The organism is Desulfobacter sp., assembly GCA_028768525.1.
Lineage (GTDB): Bacteria > Desulfobacterota > Desulfobacteria > Desulfobacterales > Desulfobacteraceae > Desulfobacter.
Genome location: CP054837.1, coordinates 1,178,908 through 1,196,337, shown reverse-complemented (window position 1 = coordinate 1,196,337; position 17,430 = coordinate 1,178,908). Strand labels below are relative to the sequence as shown.

The window sequence follows — 17,430 nt, the reverse complement described above, 5'->3', positions numbered from 1 at the left end:
CAGTGGCGGCCGGGGGGAATCCCCGCGAAGCTGTTTTACAATAAAAATACAAATTTCAAGGATGCAGAATTTGGACAGGATCGATAAGAAAATACTGAATACCCTCCAGGACAACGGAAAGATCACCAATGCCAAATTGTCTAAAATCGTGGGAATTTCGGCGCCGGCCACCCTGGAACGGGTGCGGCGGCTGGAAATGTCCGGGGTGATCTCCCATTTTACGGCGGTTGTGGACCCTGAAAAAATCGGATTCTCCATCACGGCCATTGTCTCCATTGCCCTGAGTTTGAGCAAGCTGGCCTCGGTGGCCCAGATCAAGGAACAGCTGGCCGGCCTGGATGAGGTCATGGAATGCTACCAGATTGCCGGGGGCAATGATTTCATCCTTAAGGTGGTGGCAAGGGATATCAAGGCCTACGGTGAGTTCATGAATGAAAAGCTCACGCAGATAGAGGGGATCCAGAAGATCGAGTCCTCATTTGTCATTGACAGCATCAAAGAGAAGAAAAAGCTGGCCCTTGATCTGGAAGAAGACTATACGATGTAATTTCGTTTCTGAATCAGCCGAATGTCCACGGGAACACCGGTCTGCTCCGTTAGGCATTCTTCGGTTCCAATGATCAGGTTTTCCAGATTTTTGATCTCGTCTGAAAATAGATTCTCATCCATCACCAAAGAAATCTGGAGCAGTTCCGTTCCGCCGCGCCGGATCCGGTCCAGGTCGCAGTCGGGCTCCGGAAAACCCAGGGCCTTTTCAAGGTAGATCCTGACCTGGTCCAGGGAAACCTTGATGCCGGAAATGATAATATGATTATCTGCCCGGCTCCGCAGCCATTCCATTTTCATCAAGGGCGACCCGCAGCCGCAGGGTTCCGTGATAAACCGGGCCATGTCACCGGTACGGAAGCGGATGAGGGGGAACGCCCGGGCGGAAAGCGTGGTCAGCACCAGTTCTCCCTGTTGCCCGGCGGGCACGGTTTTTCCTGTGGACGGATCAATGATTTCGGGCAGGATGTGCGGGTCGTTGATGTGCAGGCCGCAATGGCTGCTGCATTCATGGGCGATGGCCGGCCCGGGAATCTCGCTGAGCCCGTAGTTGAGCCACAGGTCCACGTGAAGCCGTTCCTCAAGGTCTTTTAGGCTCTCCCGTTCCACAGGCTCCCCCACCAGAATGATCCGTTTCAGGTTCAGTTCGTTGGGGTGGCGTTCATTTGCGAACATATGCTCCACCAGCTGTTCGGCAAAGGCCGGGGTGGTCACCAGGGTGGTGGTTTTATAGTCCCGGAGCACCATCAGGGTTTTGGGCAGGGACAGGGCCGTGTTGGGAATCACGCCGGCCCCCAGGGTTTCACCGCCGTCCTTGTAGTCCCGGCCCCAGTTGGCCAGCCCGGGCGGCAGATGGATTTGAAGAATGTCCATCTCTGTGACGCCTGCAGCGGCAAGGCTCCCTGCCACCAGCTTTTTCCAGATCAGCAGGTCGGCCTGGGTATATCCGCTGATGGAGGGGCGGTCCCCGGTGCCCGGTGCGGTGTGAATGCGGACGATGTCCCGCAGGGGAACGGCAAAGAGGCCGTAGGGGTAATGGGTGCCCAGATCCGCCCGGCTCATGAAAGGAAGCCGTTCAAGGTCCGTGAGCGTGGTAATGTCCTGGGGGGACAGATTACTTTCAATGAACCGGTTCCGGTGAAAGGGTACATTCTTATAGGCCCGGTTCAGGGTGCTCTGGAGCCGTTCCAGTTTGCGCTGTTCTTTTTCTTCAATGCTGATTGCTTCGGGCATTTAGTTATCCCTCCCGTCGTAAAAATCTCCGTAATCCTGACCCAGATAGGCGCGTTTCACATCATCGTCCACCAGCAGTTCATCGGCACTGCCCTGGAGGACCGTTTTGCCGGTTTCCAGCACATACCCCCGGTCGGCAATTTTAAGGGCGGCCCTGGCGTTCTGTTCCACCAAAAGAATGGTCACTCCCTGGGTCCTCAGGGTTTCGATGGTATTGAAAATCATTTCAACAATTTTAGGGGCAAGCCCCATGGAGGGCTCGTCCAGGACCAGCAGGCTGGGCCTTGCCATCAGGGCCCGGCCGATGGCAAGCATCTGCTGTTCCCCGCCGGACAGGGTGCCGGCAAGCTGGTCGGCCCGCTCCCTGAGGATGGGGAACATGTCCAGCACCATCTGCAGGTCCTGCACCACTTCGGATTTCATCCCCTTGCGGTACATGGTGTAGGCCCCCATCTTAAGGTTGTCCATGACACTGAGGGGGGAGAAAATCTGCCGTCCTTCTGGCACCATACTGATCCCGGCCCGGACAATGGCCGGGGGGGACATGCCCCCCAGGGGCTTGTCATTGAAGAGAATCTCTCCGGACCAGCTCTTCATCAGTCCGCAGATGGCGAGGAGCAGGGAGCTTTTTCCGGCCCCGTTGGCCCCGATAATGGAGATCAATTCCCCCTTCTGCACCGATAGGCTTACCCCGTGGACGGCGGTGATACTGCCGTAACCGCATTTTAAATTTTTAATTCTCAGCATATGTTCACCCCTGGCCCAGATAGGCGGCCATTACCGCTTCGTTGTTCTGTATCTGTCTTGGAGACCCCTCGGCCAGTTTCCTGCCCTGGTCCAGGACGATCACCTTGTCAGAGACGCCCATGGCCAGGCTCATATCGTGTTCCACCAGCATCATGGTGACGCCCGCGGCTTTTACCTGTCCGATCAATTGCCCCAAGGCCTCGGTTTCCACGGCGTTCAGGCCGGCTGCGGGCTCGTCCAGGAGAAGGAGCAAAGGATCCGATGCCAGGGCCCGGGCGATTTCTGCTGTTTTCTGCCGGCCCACGGGCAGGTCGCCGGCAGGTTTCCCGGCGTAATCTATCAGGCCTGTGAATTCCAGCAGGGCCTCGGCCTTTTCCACGGCTGCTTTTTCTTCACGCAGCACAAAGGGAAGCCGGGTCACCGCCCCCCAGAATCCGGACCGGGTCCTGACATGCATACCCACCAGGACGTTCTCCAGCAGCGTCATGGAACCGAAAAGTTCCACATGCTGGAAGGTCCGGGCAATCCCGGCGTTAACCAATTGGTGGACCGCCATTTTTCTTGTGTCTCTGCCGTTGAAAACCACACGCCCCCTGTCGGGGGGGTAGATGCCCGTGATCATGTTGAACAAAGTGGTCTTGCCCGCCCCGTTGGGGCCGATGAGGCCGCAGACGATTCCAGGTTCAATGGAGAAGGAAATATCGTCCTGGGCCCGGACCCCGCCGAACATCTTGGTCAGGGAGTCCACCGCCAGCAGGGCATGGATGTCAGGGTTCAGTTCAGGCCGTTTCATTGTTTTTTCCTTGCTGCCTGGTACATATCCAGAAATCCCCGGGTAAGGCCCTGGGGCAGAAATATCATGACCACCATGAGAATGAGGCCGAAGATGATCATCTCATATTCGGCAAACCCGTGGAGGACCTCGGGGAGCAGGGTGAGCAGGGAGGCGCCCAACAATGCCCCCCAGACGCTGGCCATGCCTCCGATGACCACCATGGTCACCATCTTCACCGATACCATGAATCCAAAGGACTCCGGGCTGATGAACAGCACAAAATGGGCATAAAGAAATCCCGCCACCGCCCCCAGGGCCGCTGAAAACATGAAAATCTGGAGTTTGAGAAAATGGGTGTTCACCCCCACGGCCAGGGCTGCCTTTTCACCGTCGTGGATGGAACGCAACGCCCGTCCCATGCGGGAGGAGAGAATCCTGCGACAGATGAGCAGGGCAATGAGCACCGTTCCCCAGACCAGGAAGTAATAATTTCTGCCCGACATAAAGGAGACAGGGCCCGCTTCAAGAACGGGAATGCCGACGAATCCGGAGGCGCCGCCGGTCACCGAACTCCATTCACGGAATAGTATGGTGATGATCATGCCAAAGCCCAGGGTGCCCATGCCCAGGTAGTACCCCTCCAGGCGGAGGGTGGGCAGGCCCACCACAAAGGCCACGGCCACGGCAAGGCCCACGGAAAGGCACAGCGCCGTCCATGGGGAAAACCCGTAGGTGGTGGAGAGGATGGCCGTGGTGTAGGCGCCGATACCGTAAAATGCCGCATGGCCCAGGGAAATCTGGCCGGCATAGCCCATGAGCATGTTTAATCCCAAGGTCAGCAGGGTGTTGATGCCGATGAAGGTCATGATCTGCAGGTAGTAGGTGTTGTCCGTAAGCAGTCCCAGGGCCAGAACCACGGCGATGAAAATGCCGTTTTCCAACCGGATTTTATTTTTATTGTCATCCATAATTTCTTACCGGTTAAAACCGTTTTGCCTCTTTTGCGGAAAAAAGTCCGCCCGGGCGGACGTAGAGAATCAGCAGCAGTAAAATAAATGCAATGGCATCTTTCAGTCCCGAAGAGATCAGGCCCGCACCTAGGGATTCCAGAACGCCCAGAAGAATGCCGCCGGCAAAGGCGCCCCACAGGCTGCCCAGGCCGCCGATCATGGCGGCACAGAATCCCTTGAGCCCCAGGATGGTGCCCATGTCGTAGGAGCTCATGGTGATGGGGGCGATGAAAATACCGGCAACCGCCCCGCAGCCCGTGCTGATGGCAAAGGCCAGTACCGCCATTCTTTCCGATGGGATACCCGTAAGCCAGGCCGCTTTTTTGTTCACGGCGCAGGCCACCATGGCCTTGCCCGTAAGGCTTTTTTTCAGGAAAAAATGGATTCCCCCTGCCAAAGCAACGGCCGCCGCTACGATCCACAGCGACTGGGGCAGCAGTGCAGCACCCAGGATCTCAATGGAGTCATGGCTGGAAAAGGGGGGGACGCTGAAAGGGTCCTTGCCCCAGGCAATCATGCCTAGACCCCGCAGAAATATGGAGGCGCCCACTGTGATGATCACCAGCACAATGGGCTGGGGGCTTCTGGCGGTGCGGATGGCAAAGCGCTCAAAGAGCAGGCCCAGGGCGCAGCCCAGGGCGATGGTGCCGGCAATGGCCAGGGGCAGGGGCCAGGCCAGGTGGACCCAGAGGGTGACCAGGCCCATGGCCCCGACCATGACGAACTCCCCGTGGGCAAAGTTGATGAGCTCCGTGGAGCTGTACAGCATGGACAGCCCCACGGCGATCACCGCATAAATGGCCCCGGTGGTAATGCCGGAAAAGAGGTATTGGATGATTTCCTCCATGGATTCCCTTTACTTAATCAGTTTCCAGGTACCGTCTTTGATTTCAACCATAACAAAGGCTTCCGGGGAGAGGCCGTTGTGGTCCTTGTCCGAGAAGTTGAATTCGCCGGTGGCGCCCACATGGCTCTGGGTGGCTTCCAGGGCGGCCCGGATCTTGTTTTTGTCTCCGCCGCTGCCTTTCAACGCCCCGGCCAGGATATTCACGGCATCATAGGCATAACCGCCGAAGCCGGATACATTGCCCTTGTATTTGCCCTGGTAGTCGGCCTGGTAGCCTTCCAGGATACCCTTCTGGGCGTCGGAATCATCCAGCAGCCCGGTCACCAGGATTTTGCCGGTGGGCAGGATAATGCCTTCGGCCGCATCGCCGGCCAGTTCGATGAATTTTGGAGAGGCCACTCCGTGGCTCTGGTAGAGGGGGATATCAATTTTAAGCTGCTTGGCGTTTTTGGCCACAACAGCCGGGCCGGGGTTGGTGCCCCAGCAGACAATGGCATCGGGGCCGGCCGCCTTGATTTTAGTGAGCTGGGCGGTCATGTCCGTGTCCTTGGCGCCGAAGCTTTCCGCCTTTACGACCTCAATGCCGTTTTCCTTTGCCTGGGTCAGCAACTGGTTTTTGCCGCTCTCTCCAAAGGAATTGGCCACGGTGAGGATACCGATTTTTTTAATGCCGGCGGCCTTTATGTGCTGGTAGACGGCGGCTACGGCCAGAAGATCGCTCTGGGCGGTTTTAAATACCCAGGGCTTGACCGGCGAGGTGATCTTCACGCCGGCAGCGCAGGAGATCAGGGGAACCTGGGCCCGTTCCACAAAGTTGACAATGGCCAGGGTGGTGGGGGTGGTTGAGGGGCCGATGATGGCCAGAACCTTATCCTTGTGCAACAGCTTGTTCACGGCGGAGACCGCCTTGGCCGGATCCCCTTCGGAATCGTAAATCACTGCTTCGAGCATGTGGCCGTCAATGCCGCCGGCGGCGTTGATTTTGTCCACCATCATTTCCATTGTCTTTTTTTCAGGGTCGCCCAGGAAAGAGGCCCTGCCCGTGGATGAGAAAATCCCGCCGATCTTATAGACGGGCGCCGCCACGGCGCCGGTGGCCGGCAATAGGGCGAGAGTAAGGATCAACAATGCGATTGTCATTTTTTTCATGATTTGTTCTCCTTTATAAAAATTTAAAGTGGCCCATGAAGCCGGCCGGCTGCCCGCCTAAAAAAAGGGCTGGGGGGTGGCCCACAGTCCTTAAAATATAAAAAACCATGGGTCCCTGTGTCGGTCTGCCCATGGTTTTGAGTCTGCGTTGTCTTTTCCGTTGATTTACATCGACTCTTCCCGGGCAGACTTCATAAAAAAGAAGCCGCGGAAGCATCTAAATATAAAAAAATAACGGAAGTACATTGCACCCTCAAATTAATTGTTCACGATAATCATCTTACCTAATGGAGGCGGATAGCGGTGTCAAGGCTTTTTAAAAACAGCGGGTTAGGGGGGATCCTGGGTTTCATAGGCCAGGAGGTTGAAACGCTTCTTATTGTTTTGCGAAACTATTTTTTTGTGCTACAAAATTAACGGATTAAGGAAAACCACCTAATTAAAAAAAAGTCGGATAACCATGGAAAAGAGAGGATTTCGGGCGGCAGCCGTCCAGTTTGACATTGTCAACGGAAATATTGAGGCCAATCTGGGTACGGCCTTTTCCTATCTTGAAGAACTGGCAGACCGGGGAGCGGACCTGGCGGTGCTGCCGGAACTGTTTTCCTGCGGGTTTGACAATGAAAATATCGCAGTCCATGCCCGTCGTACCCCGCAGACCCTGGCGCGGATGGCACAATTTGCCGGCTCGCGGTCCATGGCACTGGCCGGCACCCTGCCCGAGGCGGAAGGTGACCGGGTATACAATACCTTATATTACATTGACCGGGACGGGCAGGTTAAGGGCGGCTACCGAAAGCTTCACCTGTTCCGGCTGACCGCTGAGCATGAGTTCTATGCCCCGGGAGATGAGGTTGTATTTGTTGACACCGGTTTCGGCCGCATTGGGCTGATGATCTGTTACGACCTGCGGTTTCCTGAGCTTGCCCGGCAGCTTTTCCTTGACGGGGCAAGGCTTTTCATTGTATCTGCCCAGTGGCCTGCTCCCAGGGTGGCCCACTGGCAGACCCTGCTCCGGGCCCGGGCCATTGAAAACCAGAGTTATATGCTCTGCTGCAACCGGACCGGAAGTGACGGGGCGCTTGAATTCCCGGGATCTTCCGCCATTGTGGGGCCTTCCGGGGAAACAATGGGCCAGGCCGGTTCCGATGCCGGTTTTATTACCGCTGACATAGATACGGATGCGCCGGCCCGGGCCGCAGCCCAGATCCCGGTCGCAGAAGACAGACGAAAGGATATATATGGATAATAAAATAGTCACCCTGGACGATATGTGCAGGCTTTCCAGCGATTACCGGACTGCCGGCAAAACTGTGGTCTTTACCAACGGCTGCTTTGATATCCTCCATGCCGGCCATGTTTCTTACCTGGCCCGGGCCAAGGCCTGCGGGGATGTCCTGGTGCTCGGGCTGAATTCCGATGCCTCCGTCCGGAAGATAAAGGGAGAGGACCGCCCGGTGGTGCCGGAGGGACAGCGGGCCTGTGTGGTGGCGGCCCTTGAATGCGTGGACCATGTGGTGCTCTTTGATGCCCCCGACCCCGGGGACATGATCCGTATCATCGTCCCCCATGTTCTGGTCAAGGGAGCCGATTGGCCGGAAGACAAGATTATCGGCGGGGATTTTGTAAAATCCGCCGGCGGCCGTGTGGAACGGATTCCCTTTGAACAGGAGGTTTCCACCACAAAAATCATTGAGCGGATCGGAAAACGGTTTTATGGCGCCTCCTGATGTGCTGACATTTGATCATTTGTCCGCCTGTCCCGGCCTGGTACACGGCGTTTTTTCCCGGGCCGGTGGAAACAGCACCGGCCCTTTTGCCGCCATGAATATCGGCATGGGCTGCGGCGACCGCCGGGAGATTGTGGCTGAAAACCGTTCCAGGATGCTGGACAGGCTGGGCCTGGACCGGGCGGTATTCCTTAATCAGGTCCACGGGGATGAGATTCTGGTGGTTAAACAGGGAATGGATTTCCGGGAATGGGTTTGGGACAGAGAAACCCGGGAGACCCTGAGGCCGGCTGCGGCCGATGCCGTGGTCACGGACGTGGCGGATCTCGGGCTGGTGATCCAGACCGCCGACTGCCAGGCCGTGGTTCTTTTTGATCCGGTGAACCGGGTCCTTGCCAATGTCCATGCCGGATGGCGGGGCAGCGTTGCAAATATTCTCGGCAAGTGCATCTCCGCCATGTCAGCTAATTTTGGCTGCCGGCCGGAAAATGTCTTGGCCGGCATATCCCCGTCCCTGGGGCCCTGCTGCGCCGAATTTGTCAATTACCGGACAGAGATTCCCAGGCCGCTGTGGCAGTACCGGACAAATAGGCCCCATTATTTTGATTTCTGGGCAATTTCCAGGGCGCAACTGGTTGAAATGGGAGTGAAACCCTCCCATATCCTTGCCATGGAGATCTGTACAAAATGCAATGCAAACCGTTTTTTTTCCTACCGTGCCCAAAAAGAGACCGGCAGGTTCGGGACGGTAATCGGATTCAAAAAAGATGAGTAAAACAAGGTGGTTCCGGATATGGGAGAGGCGGGTTAAAGCTATGAATGGCAAGGGATTTCATCTTAGATCCCAAAGTTTTTTTTCACGTTGACTTCACCCTGCGCATATGGTATTTGCTCTCAAGATATTTGATAATTTAAGAGCAAAACACGTTAAGGAGAGATAGACCTGATATGAATGAGGATAAAGGCAAAACCTTTCGGGAACTGGGGTATTTTGCAAGCCTCGGCATCTCGGTGGCCCTGTCCATCGTCATCGGTCTGGCCTTGGGGTGGTGGCTCGACAAGCAATTCGACACACAGCCTGTTCTACTGCTGGTTGGCCTGGCATTCGGCATTGCCGCCGGTTTTTCCAATATCATCCGGGCGGGGCAGAAGGGCAGGGAGATCGATAAGCGTGAAGAAGAAAAGAAAAATAAGTAATTAAAGATAAATAAATGGCGGATCTTGAAAAGATAATAAATTTCATCACACGGACCAACTGGCTGCTCTTTTTTGCAAGCAGCCTGGTTGCCCTGTTCCTGGCCTCCCAGAAAATGTATCTGGGGGTCTTTCTGGGCGGTCTGGTAGTCACGGTGAATTTCCATCTCCTCAAGAAGACCGTCAGCAACAATATCAACAGGGAAGCTGTGATGGAAAAGGGGAAATCCTTGGTGGGGAGTCTCCTTTTTAAGTATTACATCCGGTTTACGGTGACGGGTGCCATTATCTTCCTCTTGATATCAACCCATAGTGTTCATCCGTTAGGGCTACTGGCGGGCCTTTCGGTTGTTGTTGCAAGTACCTTTATTGCAGCGGGGATCGAATTGACAAGGATCTTATTCAAGGAGGCGGTTTAAGGTGGAACATCCATATTTGTTTCTTACTTCAGTGTTCGGTTTGTTCGGAAAAAATGCGGAAGCGTGGGCTGCTGCGCATCCCCATGTTACTTACATGTGGCTGGCCATGATTGTTTTAGTTGTTCTGGGCTGGCTCGGCGGCAAAGGGGTTGCAATGGTCCCCAAAACCGCTCAGAATGTTTTTGAGGTCATTATCTCAGGTCTTGAAGAGTTTATGGTGGGCATCACCGGTGAAGAGGGCAGAAAGTCCTTTCCCCTGCTGCTGACCGTTTTCCTTTTTGTTCTACTGGGCAACCTGTTCGGCCTGGTTCCCACCCTTTATCCGCCCACTGCAAATATTAATACCACTGTGGCGCTGGCCATTATCGTTGTTTCCTGGAGCCATGTTATCGGTATCCAGAAACACGGCGCCAAATATATCAAACATTTTCTGGGACCTGTACCTGCCCTGATGCCCCTGTTCTTCGTCATTGAAGTCATCGGCCACCTGGCAAGGGTACTCTCCCTCACCCTCCGTCTCTTCGGCAACATGATGGGCCACGAACTGGTTGTGGGTATTCTGCTGATGCTGGCAGGACCTTTCCTGGTTCCCCTTCCCATCATGGCAATGGGCATCCTGGTATCCCTGATCCAGGCCATTGTATTTTTCCTCCTGCCCACCATGTACATCGCCGGTGCCATTGAGGAAGCTCATTAAGCGGAACTTTATTTAAGCGTATACGGGATTTTTGGAAGAAGCCCCGTTAGTATTAATCATATATAATTTTAAGGAGTAAAACATGGAATTTCTAGTTGGTAGTGTATGGGCTGCAGGTCTGGCAATCGGTATTGCTGCATTCGGTTGCGGTATTGGTCAGGGTCTTGGTTTGAACGGCGCAATGGCCGGTATCTCCAGAAACCCCGAAGCCGCCGGTAAAATCCAGGTTAACATGCTCATCGGTCTGGCACTGATCGAATCTCTGTGTATCTACGCACTGGTTGTTGCTATGATCCTGCTGTTCGTTCATCCTGCAATCGCTCCCGCAGTTCAGGCCCTTGGCGGACATTAAGCCGTACAGCTTGAATTAGAAGTGTTTTAAAAAGGGTATCCCCCACAAGGGGGATACCCTTTTTATATGCAGGGAAAGCGTTTTTTCTTGCATGGTTTACGGGGACCTGCTATGTTTTTCAGATCAGATAGTAATGAATATAAAATTTCTCGATTTAAATTGCTGGCAGGAGGATGCGAATGACTGATAACTCACTGGAATTTCAGCCCATGCCCGGCATTGATTCCGGGGAAGACAAGGTCCGAAATTCATTCAGGGTGCCGGCGTCGGACAAGGACAATGTGCTGGCAGTTTTCTATCAAAAAACCTTCACGGTAGTTAATATATCCAGCATCGGGATCGCAATTCGTGCGGACAGTTGTCTCGAATTCGAAGCCGGCCAAATCATTGAAGATGCCGAACTTGTGCTGGGCAGCCAGCGTATGGAAGGGCTTACTGCCAAAGTTGTCCATTGTTCCGTCCATGATACCGGAGACCTTCAGTTCGGGCTGGCCTGGGTCAACATGACCGCAGAAGAAAAAGAACGTATTGATGGCGTGATTGAACGGATCAAGGCAAGATTTTTAAGTAAAGAATGATTTTCTGAACATATGGCGTACGAAACCAGGAGCGGCATAGTGGGAAAGAAAAAAGACGTAATCGAAGAAATCCTTGACACCGACGACAAGGAATTTGAATCAGACACCCGTGAATTGGACTGCCTGATATATAAGGCAAGCACCCTTGAAGAGTTGGAAGGCGAATCCGGCGGGAAGCATCCGGCGAAATGGAAAGCCTCCGTGGAAAACGTTTCCGTGGAAATTTGGGAAAGTAGAGCGAAAATTAAAGTTAAGGTCGGTTCCAGGGGCGCCGCAACCCGGGTTTCTATGCGGAAACTGGCCAATATTGCAGTCGATGCCATTGTGGCGGAGTTAAAAAAGGAGGGGGCAAAGTGATTATCACCTGTCCGAAATGCGCCAGAAAACACAAGGTCAAACCTGATAGCTTTAAAGCATTTGTTGAGAGCAAAAAAAAGAACATTCTGGCTACATGCCGGTCCTGCAAATTTAAGTTTCCAGTGGCCATTGACAGCTTGACCGGGGCAACCGAGGAAGAAAAAACCGCTGGCGGGAAAGAAACCTTTACCCCTCCGGAGGCAAGGAAAATCTGTATCACCCTGAGCAAGGGCGGTGTCGGTAAAACCACCACCAGCGTCAATCTCGGGGCCGGACTTGCGCTGGCCGGCTATAAGGTACTTCTGGTGGATACAGACACCCAGGGCCAGTCTTCCTATATTCTGGGCAAACGGCCCAGTGCCGGGCTTACGGAATTGCTGACCAAGGAACTGCCCATGGAAGAGTGCCTGGTGGAGGCCCGTAAAGACCTATGGCTGCTGGGCGGCGGCAGATCCCTTGCCGGGGTAAAGCGGATCATTGACCGTAAAAGCTTTGGTGCCGAATATACCCTGGCCGAGGTACTCAAGCCCCTGGACCAGCAGTTTGATTTTATTCTCATCGATACCGCACCCGGTTGGGATCAGCTCATTGTAAACGTGCTTTTTTACGCAACGGAAGTGCTGGTGCCTGTGGCCCTTGAGGTCATGCCCCTCCAAGGCCTTTCCGAGTTTATCAAGAGCCTGGGTGCCATCCAGAAATACAGAAAAGAGATCCAGCTCAAATATATCGTGCCAACATTTATGGATGCCCGGATAAAGGGACCTCAGACCCTGTATGAGCAGCTTCAAAAGCTATATCCAAAGCATCTGTGTTTCCCCATCCGATATAACGAAAGCCTGGCAGAGGCCCCGTCCTACGGAAAGACCATATTTGAATATGCCCCTGGGTCAAACGGATCCGAGGATTATAGGAAGCTGGTAAAGCGGATTACCATGGAGCAGACTTCCCTTGTTTAATGCAGGGAACTGTGAGACTATGAAGGTCAATCGCTGACATTTCATTTCACAGGAAAGAATAAAGATGGGTCTGAGATCGCGAATTATCACGGTTGTGGTTATTGCTTCAAGTATAATCAGCCTTTTCCTCTGTTTTTATATTACCGAACAGGTCAGAAAACTTGAATTGACCAGTTTGAGGATGAAAATCGACAAAGCCGCCTATGTGATGCGGCTGGTAAATACCAGGCCCCTGTACAATGTCGATCTTGAGACCCTTAAAGTCAATATGGAGACCTTTTTCGACGACGAGAATATGAAGAGCATCGCCATTCTTGAGTCTGACATTGATATTGACATTCATCTCCAGCGGGAGTTCGATCCCGGCGGGATGGACATTCACAAGAATTTTTACATCTATTACAACGGCCTGAAACTGGGCAAAATCGCGGTGGTATATTCCACCAGCCTCATTGAGAAAAAACTGGCCGGATTCAGAACCAAAATGCTCTGGTTCACATTCTCCGTTATCCTGATCATGACCATCGTCCTCGTTTTCCTGATCAATACCCTGATGCGGCCGGTCACAAAGCTGGCCGATGTGGCGTCGGAAATTGCCGCAGGCAATCTGGACAAGGATATAGAGGAAAACGGGGTCGGGGAAGTCGGGATTCTGTCCAGGAATTTTGCCATCATGCGCGATGCCATCAAGGATAAGATCGAAGATCTTGCCCATACCAATGAAAACCTGGAAGGGGAGATCCGCCAGAAAATTCTAAAGGAGAAAAAGATTCTCCACCAGAGCATGGTTATTTCTTCGGTCAACACGTTTTTCCAGCGTTCAATGGTGGCCGGTTCCTATCAGAAAATTGCTGAATTATTCATTCCCATTGCCCAGAATGTGATCCCAAGCACCTATTGCTTTGTGGCTGAACTCAATGAGCAAAAGAACGGCATGGACATTCTGGCCGTCTCCAGGCTGGTTCAAACCGGCTGTCCCGCAGGCGAAGGCGATATGACGGCCATGGGCGAATGCCTGCGGGGGGTACGGGCCCGGGTGCTTATCGATAAGGAGGTGGTCATTACCAACGATCCCGCCTCCCATCCTGATTTTTCCCTGTTGCCTGAAGTCCATTTCCCCATTAAGAACTTCATGGGAATTCCCCTGGTTTTAGGATCGGATGTGCTGGGTATGGTCGCCTTTGCGGACAAGGACAAGGGGTTTTTCTCGGAAGATAAAGATGCCGCACAGATGCTCTCCGTGGCCCTGGTTGAAGCCCTGAGCCTGAAAAGACAGCAGGACGAGAAATCCAGGCTGGAGGAGATGATTGTCCAGTCGGAAAAAATGGTCTCTTTAGGTGGGCTTGCCGCTGGTATGGCCCATGAAATCAATAATCCCCTGGCCGGGATACTCCAGAATACCCAGGTCATCCGCAACCGGATCGAAAAACCCATTCCAGCCAACCTTAAGGCCGCAGAAGAACTTGGGATTGATTTTTCAAGCATGGATGCCTATATGCAGCACCGGGGCATCCATAAAATGCTGGATTCGGTCATGGATGCCGGGAAACGGGCCGCCGCCATTGTTTCCAACATGCTTTCTTTTTCCAGGAAGAGTGCCTCGGGCTTTGTACCAGAAGACCTTTCCCTGCTCCTGGACCAGACCCTGGAGCTGGCGGCCAGCGACTACAACCTTAAAAAGAAGTTTGATTTCAAGCAGATTCATATCAACCGGGAATACGATCCTGAGCTTCCCAAGGTGAAATGCAAGTCCAGTGAAATCCAGCAGGTCTTTTTCAATATTCTCTCCAACGGTGCCCAGGCCATGTTCGGGCTCGGCGAAGACCAGCATCCTGCCTTTACCATGCGCACCAGCATGGAAAAGGGCCAGGTGTGTGTTGAAATCAGTGATAATGGACCGGGTATGGAAGAAGAGGTCAGAAAACGGATTTTTGAGCCTTTTTTCACCACCAAGGCGGTGGGGGACGGCACCGGACTGGGCCTGGCCGTATCCTATTTTATCATTACGGAAAACCACAAGGGGCATATTGAGGTGGAGTCCGCTCCGGGGCGGGGGACAACATTCAGGGTCAGCCTGCCAGCCACGGATTAAACCATCTGAGATCCCAGATATAAGATCCCGAATAAAATAACCCCGGCCGGTTTTTTGGAGAACCGGTCCGGGGTTTTCTGCGTTTAGCCGATCAGTGCTGCTGTTTCTGGTTTCCTGGGAGGACTATAGATTGCAGATCTCCTGTCCGTCAATGACTTTAATGCTGTTTTCGGCCAGGATTTCCTTTGCCTTTTCAAGGTCGTCGAATCTGAAAATCATGATGGCATTTTTGCATTGGGGATTGGCAAATGCGTACATGTATTCCACATTGACATTCTGTTCGCTCAAGGGGTCCAGCACCCGGTTCAGCCCGCCGGGTTCATCGCTGACCTCAACGGCCAGGACCTGGGTTTTGCCCACGGTGAACCCCTGATTCTTCAGGGCAGCGGTGGCCTTGTCGTTGTCATTGACAATGAGGCGCAATACGCCGAAATCCGTTGTATCGGCCAGGGAGAGGGCCCTGATATTGACCTGGGCATCCCTTAAAATAGCCGTCACTTCAGCCAGTCGGCCTTCCTTGTTTTCAATGAATATGGATATCTGTTCAGCCATTATATATTCTCCTTTATAATTTGCGGTTATCCACTACCCGGACAGCCTTGCCCTGGCTTCGTGCAATGGTTTTGGGTTCAACGAGCGCCACTTTGGCGGAAACGCCCAGGTGCTCTTTGATGTCATGGGAGATTTTGGTTTCCATGGCCTGCAGCCCCTTGATGTCGTCGCTGAACATGGTGTCGTCGATCTCCACCTTGACGGTGAGGGTGTCCAGGTTGTCCACCCGGTCCACCTCAAGCTGGTAGTGGGGGGTAATCTGCCGGGTTTCCATGAGCACGCTTTCTATCTGTGAGGGGAAGACATTGACGCCCCTGATGATGAGCATGTCGTCGGTCCGCCCTGTAGGCTTGTTCATGCGGATATGGGTCCTGCCGCAGGTGCAGGGAACGGGATTCAGGGAGGTGATGTCCTTGGTCCTATACCGGATGACCGGAAAGGCCTCCTTGGTGAGGGAGGTGAATACCAGTTCCCCGGATTCGCCGTGGGGAACCGGTTCCAGGGTGTCGGGATCCACGACTTCCACGATGAAATGGTCTTCAAATACGTGGAGGCCGGCCTGTTCTTCGTAGCATTCCACAGAGACCCCAGGGCCGATGACTTCGGAGAGGCCGTAGATGTCGATGGCCTTGAGGTTGAGCTTTTCTTCCAGTTCCTGGCGCATTTCCTCGGTCCAAGGCTCGGCGCCGAAGATGCCGGATTTAAAATGGAGATCCCTGAAATCAACGCCCATCTCATCAGCCACTTCCGCCAGGTGCAGGATATAGGAAGGGGTGCCGCAGAGGATGGTGGGTTTAAAATCCTGCATGATGGTGATCTGCCGTTTGGTGTTGCCCCCGGAAACCGGGATCACCGATGCGCCAAGACGTTCGGCACCGTAGTGGGCGCCCAGGCCGCCGGTAAACAGGCCGTAGCCCCAGGCGTTATGGATAATATCCCCGTTGGTGGCGCCGGCGGCGGACATGGATCTTGCCATGAGGTCTGCCCAGGTGCTGATATCCCGTTTGGTATAGCCGACAACCGTGGGCTTGCCGGTGGTGCCGGAGCTGGCATGGATTCTGACAACCTGTTCCATGGGGACGGCAAACATATCATAGGGATAGTTGTCCCTCAAATCCTGTTTCGTGGTAAAGGGCAGCCGCCTTAAATCATCCAGGCTTTTGATGTCAGCAGGATTGATGCCGGCTTTTTTATAGGTTTCCTTATAAAAGGGAACCGTTGCATAAATCCGTTCAATGGTGGTCTGGAGCCTGCGGAGCTGGATGGCTTCCAGACCCTCCCTGGGCATGGTTTCAAAATCAATGTCGTAGATAGGCATGGTCGTTCTTCTCCCCTGATTGCTATTTAGCGTCTGGGCGAAAGACTCTGGGTTCTCAGATTTTCGCCCACACACTAATCCATTTGTTTATTTTAGCCTGCCTTTGAATTCAGGCTTGCGTTTTTCCATGAATGCGGTGGTGCCTTCCCTGGCATCTTCACTTGCCATGGTCATGCCGAAACCGTCGTTTTCAATAATGCAGCCGGTTTCGAGGTCTGCGGCGGTACCGGCCTGGATCACTTCTTTTGCAGCCCTCAGGGCCACACACCCTTTTGATGCGATCAATTTTGCGGTTTTCATCACCTCTTCCATGAGGGACTCATGGGGGCAGACCTGGTTTACCATACCATATTCCAGGGCTTTGTCAGCAGGAATATTTTTTCCTGTGAAAACCATTTCTTTGGCCCGGTTGTTCCCCACCAGACGTGCCAGGCGCTGGGTACCGCCGAAGCCCGGGATCAGGCCCAGGTTGATTTCCGGCAGCCCGAAAACGGCCTTTTCCGAGGCATAGATGAAATCGCAGGCCATGGCCGCTTCGCTGCCCCCTCCCAGCGCGAATCCGTTGACGGCGGCGATGGCCGGGATGGACAGGGATTCGATTTTGGAGAACACCTTCTGGCCTTTCCGGGAAAAGTTTTTGGCCTGGAGGGGATCCATTTTTGCCAGTTCAGAAATGTCGGCGCCGGCAACAAAGGCCTTGTTCCCTGTTCCCGTGAGGATGAGCACCCGGACATCGTCGTTGTCCATGATCTGGTCAAGGGCGGTATCCAGCTCGTCGAACAGGGCATTATTCAATGCGTTCAGCGCTTTGGGCCGGTTGAAAAAGATGGTGGCAATGCTGTTTTCAACTTCAAGAATAATGTTTTCAAAAGACATGT

Annotated in this window: 21 protein-coding genes; 12 read left to right on the top strand and 9 right to left on the bottom strand. The window is 53.7% G+C overall.

What is annotated here, in order from left to right; translation table 11 throughout:
- Nucleotides 1-70: 70 nt before the first annotated feature.
- Nucleotides 71-547, top strand: coding sequence for an Lrp/AsnC family transcriptional regulator (locus HUN04_05495; protein ID WDP89212.1), 477 nt, complete (start codon nt 71-73; stop codon nt 545-547).
- On the opposite strand, the gene HUN04_05490 is transcribed toward HUN04_05495, so the two are convergent.
- From HUN04_05490 to HUN04_05465, 6 genes are read right to left on the bottom strand one after another with little or no spacing between them, the layout of a single operon-like run.
- Nucleotides 535-1,779 carry an AMP-binding protein gene (locus HUN04_05490; protein ID WDP89211.1) on the bottom strand — a complete coding sequence of 415 codons (1,245 nt, stop codon included), beginning with the start codon at nt 1,777-1,779 and terminating at the stop codon, nt 535-537. The genes HUN04_05495 and HUN04_05490 overlap by 13 nt on opposite strands.
- Nucleotides 1,780-2,526, bottom strand: coding sequence for an ABC transporter ATP-binding protein (locus HUN04_05485; protein WDP89210.1), 747 nt, complete (start codon nt 2,524-2,526; stop codon nt 1,780-1,782).
- A gap of 4 nt (nt 2,527-2,530) precedes the next feature.
- Nucleotides 2,531-3,319 carry an ABC transporter ATP-binding protein gene (locus HUN04_05480; GenBank protein ID WDP89209.1) on the bottom strand — a complete coding sequence of 263 codons (789 nt, stop codon included), beginning with the start codon at nt 3,317-3,319 and terminating at the stop codon, nt 2,531-2,533.
- Nucleotides 3,316-4,269, bottom strand: coding sequence for a branched-chain amino acid ABC transporter permease (locus tag HUN04_05475; protein WDP89208.1), 954 nt, complete (start codon nt 4,267-4,269; stop codon nt 3,316-3,318). The genes HUN04_05480 and HUN04_05475 overlap by 4 nt, the downstream gene beginning before the upstream one ends.
- A gap of 13 nt (nt 4,270-4,282) precedes the next feature.
- Complete coding sequence (locus HUN04_05470) at nt 4,283-5,158, bottom strand: branched-chain amino acid ABC transporter permease (protein ID WDP89207.1); 876 nt, start codon at nt 5,156-5,158, stop codon at nt 4,283-4,285.
- A gap of 9 nt (nt 5,159-5,167) precedes the next feature.
- Nucleotides 5,168-6,307 (bottom strand): ABC transporter substrate-binding protein, encoded by a 1,140-nt coding sequence (locus tag HUN04_05465; GenBank protein WDP89206.1) that lies wholly within the window; start codon nt 6,305-6,307, stop codon nt 5,168-5,170.
- Nucleotides 6,308-6,767: 460 nt separating this feature from the next.
- On the opposite strand from HUN04_05465, the gene HUN04_05460 reads away from it, so the two are divergent.
- The 11 genes from HUN04_05460 (at nt 6,768) to HUN04_05410 (ending at nt 14,682) form a co-directional block, all read left to right on the top strand.
- Nucleotides 6,768-7,556, top strand: a complete 789-nt coding sequence (locus HUN04_05460; protein WDP89205.1) for a carbon-nitrogen family hydrolase — start codon at nt 6,768-6,770, stop codon at nt 7,554-7,556.
- The gene (gene rfaE2, locus HUN04_05455; protein WDP89204.1) at nt 7,549-8,037 is read left to right on the top strand and encodes a D-glycero-beta-D-manno-heptose 1-phosphate adenylyltransferase; all 489 of its coding nucleotides are present in this window, start codon (nt 7,549-7,551) and stop codon (nt 8,035-8,037) included. Before HUN04_05460 ends, rfaE2 begins: the two co-directional genes overlap by 8 nt.
- Nucleotides 8,024-8,812 (top strand): peptidoglycan editing factor PgeF, encoded by a 789-nt coding sequence (gene pgeF, locus HUN04_05450; GenBank protein WDP89203.1) that lies wholly within the window; start codon nt 8,024-8,026, stop codon nt 8,810-8,812. The genes rfaE2 and pgeF overlap by 14 nt, the downstream gene beginning before the upstream one ends.
- A 173-nt stretch (nt 8,813-8,985) precedes the next feature.
- On the top strand, nt 8,986-9,234 hold the full coding sequence (locus HUN04_05445) for an AtpZ/AtpI family protein (protein ID WDP89202.1): 249 nt from the start codon (nt 8,986-8,988) through the stop codon (nt 9,232-9,234).
- A 14-nt stretch (nt 9,235-9,248) separates the two neighbouring features.
- On the top strand, nt 9,249-9,650 hold the full coding sequence (locus tag HUN04_05440; protein WDP89201.1) for an ATP synthase subunit I: 402 nt from the start codon (nt 9,249-9,251) through the stop codon (nt 9,648-9,650).
- A 1-nt stretch (nt 9,651) separates the two neighbouring features.
- Nucleotides 9,652-10,347 carry a F0F1 ATP synthase subunit A gene (gene atpB, locus HUN04_05435; GenBank protein ID WDP89200.1) on the top strand — a complete coding sequence of 232 codons (696 nt, stop codon included), beginning with the start codon at nt 9,652-9,654 and terminating at the stop codon, nt 10,345-10,347.
- A gap of 82 nt (nt 10,348-10,429) precedes the next feature.
- Nucleotides 10,430-10,699, top strand: coding sequence for an ATP synthase F0 subunit C (atpE, locus tag HUN04_05430; GenBank protein WDP89199.1), 270 nt, complete (start codon nt 10,430-10,432; stop codon nt 10,697-10,699).
- 179 nt (nt 10,700-10,878) lie between these two features.
- Nucleotides 10,879-11,277, top strand: a complete 399-nt coding sequence (locus HUN04_05425; GenBank protein ID WDP89198.1) for a PilZ domain-containing protein — start codon at nt 10,879-10,881, stop codon at nt 11,275-11,277.
- A gap of 39 nt (nt 11,278-11,316) precedes the next feature.
- Entirely contained in the window at nt 11,317-11,634 is a 318-nt protein-coding gene (locus tag HUN04_05420; protein WDP89197.1) for a hypothetical protein, read from the top strand.
- On the top strand, nt 11,631-12,590 hold the full coding sequence (locus HUN04_05415; GenBank protein WDP89196.1) for an AAA family ATPase: 960 nt from the start codon (nt 11,631-11,633) through the stop codon (nt 12,588-12,590). Before HUN04_05420 ends, HUN04_05415 begins: the two co-directional genes overlap by 4 nt.
- Nucleotides 12,591-12,654: 64 nt before the next feature.
- A complete protein-coding gene (locus HUN04_05410) occupies nt 12,655-14,682 on the top strand; it encodes a HAMP domain-containing protein (GenBank protein WDP89195.1) in 2,028 nt (675 codons plus the stop codon).
- Between the two features lie 123 nt (nt 14,683-14,805).
- Here HUN04_05410 and HUN04_05405 read toward each other — a convergent pair whose 3' ends face one another.
- The 3 genes from HUN04_05405 to HUN04_05395 form a co-directional block, all read right to left on the bottom strand.
- Nucleotides 14,806-15,237: an amino acid-binding protein gene (locus tag HUN04_05405; GenBank protein WDP93171.1), complete on the bottom strand. Its 432-nt coding sequence runs from the start codon at nt 15,235-15,237 to the stop codon at nt 14,806-14,808.
- A gap of 10 nt (nt 15,238-15,247) precedes the next feature.
- Entirely contained in the window at nt 15,248-16,552 is a 1,305-nt protein-coding gene (locus HUN04_05400) for a phenylacetate--CoA ligase (GenBank protein ID WDP89194.1), read from the bottom strand.
- An 87-nt stretch (nt 16,553-16,639) separates the two neighbouring features.
- A complete protein-coding gene (locus tag HUN04_05395; GenBank protein ID WDP89193.1) occupies nt 16,640-17,428 on the bottom strand; it encodes an enoyl-CoA hydratase/isomerase family protein in 789 nt (262 codons plus the stop codon).
- Between the last annotated feature and the right edge of the window lie 2 nt (nt 17,429-17,430).

What these genes read in the sequence shown, in the direction of transcription:
- HUN04_05440 (WDP89201.1), top strand. Translation starts at nt 9,249, where the DNA reads ATGGCGGATCTTGAAAAGATAATAAATTTCATCACACGGACCAACTGG.
- HUN04_05410 (WDP89195.1), top strand. Translation starts at nt 12,655, where the DNA reads ATGGGTCTGAGATCGCGAATTATCACGGTTGTGGTTATTGCTTCAAGT.
- HUN04_05490 (WDP89211.1), bottom strand. Translation starts at nt 1,779, where the DNA reads ATGCCCGAAGCAATCAGCATTGAAGAAAAAGAACAGCGCAAACTGGAA.
- HUN04_05400 (WDP89194.1), bottom strand. Translation starts at nt 16,552, where the DNA reads ATGCCTATCTACGACATTGATTTTGAAACCATGCCCAGGGAGGGTCTG.
- HUN04_05395 (WDP89193.1), bottom strand. Translation starts at nt 17,428, where the DNA reads ATGTCTTTTGAAAACATTATTCTTGAAGTTGAAAACAGCATTGCCACC.
- HUN04_05485 (WDP89210.1), bottom strand. Translation starts at nt 2,526, where the DNA reads ATGCTGAGAATTAAAAATTTAAAATGCGGTTACGGCAGTATCACCGCC.
- pgeF (WDP89203.1), top strand. Translation starts at nt 8,024, where the DNA reads ATGGCGCCTCCTGATGTGCTGACATTTGATCATTTGTCCGCCTGTCCC.
- HUN04_05480 (WDP89209.1), bottom strand. Translation starts at nt 3,319, where the DNA reads ATGAAACGGCCTGAACTGAACCCTGACATCCATGCCCTGCTGGCGGTG.
- HUN04_05475 (WDP89208.1), bottom strand. Translation starts at nt 4,269, where the DNA reads ATGGATGACAATAAAAATAAAATCCGGTTGGAAAACGGCATTTTCATC.
- HUN04_05465 (WDP89206.1), bottom strand. Translation starts at nt 6,307, where the DNA reads ATGAAAAAAATGACAATCGCATTGTTGATCCTTACTCTCGCCCTATTG.
- HUN04_05445 (WDP89202.1), top strand. Translation starts at nt 8,986, where the DNA reads ATGAATGAGGATAAAGGCAAAACCTTTCGGGAACTGGGGTATTTTGCA.
- HUN04_05425 (WDP89198.1), top strand. Translation starts at nt 10,879, where the DNA reads ATGACTGATAACTCACTGGAATTTCAGCCCATGCCCGGCATTGATTCC.
- rfaE2 (WDP89204.1), top strand. Translation starts at nt 7,549, where the DNA reads ATGGATAATAAAATAGTCACCCTGGACGATATGTGCAGGCTTTCCAGC.
- atpE (WDP89199.1), top strand. Translation starts at nt 10,430, where the DNA reads ATGGAATTTCTAGTTGGTAGTGTATGGGCTGCAGGTCTGGCAATCGGT.
- HUN04_05460 (WDP89205.1), top strand. Translation starts at nt 6,768, where the DNA reads ATGGAAAAGAGAGGATTTCGGGCGGCAGCCGTCCAGTTTGACATTGTC.
- HUN04_05470 (WDP89207.1), bottom strand. Translation starts at nt 5,158, where the DNA reads ATGGAGGAAATCATCCAATACCTCTTTTCCGGCATTACCACCGGGGCC.